Origin of the sequence: Pseudoalteromonas sp. 20-92, assembly GCF_030847595.1 — a bacterium.
In the GTDB taxonomy this organism is placed as follows: domain Bacteria; phylum Pseudomonadota; class Gammaproteobacteria; order Enterobacterales; family Alteromonadaceae; genus Pseudoalteromonas; species Pseudoalteromonas fuliginea.
In genome coordinates this window covers 1-1738 of the sequence record NZ_JANJGQ010000056.1, presented here as the reverse complement: position 1 = coordinate 1738, position 1738 = coordinate 1, and the positions used below count along the sequence as shown (strand labels likewise).

At 39.6% G+C, this 1738-nt stretch carries 1 protein-coding gene and 2 pseudogenes; all 3 read left to right on the top strand.

Going from position 1 to position 1738, the window contains the following annotated elements:
• The first annotated feature begins 660 nt into the window (after positions 1 to 660).
• Positions 661 to 1026 (top strand): hypothetical protein, encoded by a 366-nt coding sequence (locus NRL14_RS20690; RefSeq protein WP_306725508.1) that lies wholly within the window; start codon positions 661 to 663, stop codon positions 1024 to 1026.
• A 108-nt stretch (positions 1027 to 1134) separates the two neighbouring features.
• A pseudogene (locus NRL14_RS20685) lies at positions 1135 to 1500 on the top strand (transposase); the annotation flags it as partial.
• A 59-nt stretch (positions 1501 to 1559) separates the two neighbouring features.
• Positions 1560 to 1738: pseudogene (locus NRL14_RS20680) on the top strand (Mobile element protein); the annotation flags it as partial.

The window sequence follows — 1738 nt, the reverse complement described above, 5'->3', positions numbered from 1 at the left end:
ATGTGAATTCAAGTTCATTTGTAGTATCTCCTCTGGTTAAGATGTTCAGGCCTTCACCGTGTCCCTTCCATTACGATGGGCGTTTGGCTACTATGCCGTCTGCTGACTTCTGATAAATCACTCTAGCGATTACTCGATAAAGCGCGTCTAAACTAACGCTTGTTTACTGCTATTTCGCTCGCTGTAGGTCGCAGCAACCAGAGCGCCAAGGGTTGAAAGACCAGCCCCTAACTGGTAATCTCCAAGCGTTAGCGCGGATGCGTGTTTATCAGATCTCCCCGAATAAGGTGCATCGACTTTCTCTGCACAACTGCATCATTTACGGTGGCCGTTAGATCACATGACTTCGCTATCTTGTGCTAGCTCGTCTCCAGCCTACGCCTCATATGATGTTTTTGTTCATCAGCTCACAGATTTGCTAGCGGCTTCCTCCAGACTATCCCTCGCGATTTAGCCCTTGCCATTTGCGAGTGTCTATTGTTTAATAACAGTATGTTATTTAAACGGTGATCTTCCTACAGAGGACTTTCACCTCATAAGTCAATGCCATGTCGGGCGTACACAAGGCACTTAAACGGAACAAAAACAGTGGGTTACGTTTCGCTTCGCTCCACATTTTAACCCACTATTTTAGTCCGCTTAGTGCGGCGTTAGTTTTACATGAAGTTTGTCAAATATATTGTCGTATTTTTAGTAGTTGCTTATGCTGCAATTACAGTATTTGTAAATTATATGGGAGATTTTTCGTATTCTAATAATGGCGGCTATGTTTCTGCGTCTGAATGTTCTTCACCAGAAAGCCAAGCTGCAATTTTGTATTGCGGGGAACTTCACTGTTTAAATATTATGAAACTGGACAAGTTAATAAGCTCTAGTGAGGATGTTAACTTAAAAGGCACAAGGCACAGTTTTAGTAATCAACCGGATAAAGTAGAAATAATATTTATAAATCGCACTAATAACAAAACAATACAGTGTAATTTAAATAGATCAGCGGTTATCGATGTAGCTTACGTCGCAGAGTAAACCTAACAAGTCTGTACGTAGATTAACAATGACACCCATCCTAAATTTTGCTCTTTTCAAAATTTAGGACTACGTTTTAGTTAGTGCAAAAAACGAGCAGGGTGTCTTATGGCAATTGCAAGAAAGCGTCAAGTAAGTTTGGTTGATACAAAATACTATCACTGTATTTCACGCTGTGTTCGTCGTGCATTTTTATGTGGAGAAGACAGTTTTACTGGTCAATCTTACGAGCATCGACGAGGCTGGGTTGAAAATAAGCTGCTTGAATTAGCTAAAGTATTTTGTATTGATGTATGTGCTTATGCCGTTATGAGTAACCACACTCATTTAGTGCTGTATGTTGATGATAAAAAAGCGAATCGATTAAATGATAAAGCGATTATTATCCGCTTGCATAAGCTCTGTAAAGGTACTGTGCTTACGCAAAAATACATACAGGGCACAAAATTAACAATGACACCCATCCTAAATTTTGCTCTTTTCAAAATAAAAGACTACGTTTTGATTAGTGCAAAAAATAAGCAGGGTGTCTTATGGCAATCGCAAGAAAGCGTCAAGTAAGTTTGGTTGATACAAAATACTACCATTGTATTTCACGGTGTGTTCGTCGTGCATTTTTGTGTGGTGAAGACCATTTTACTGGGAAGTCTTACGAGCATCGTAGAGGCTGGGTTGAAGATAAACTACTTGAATTAGCTAAAGTATTTTGTAT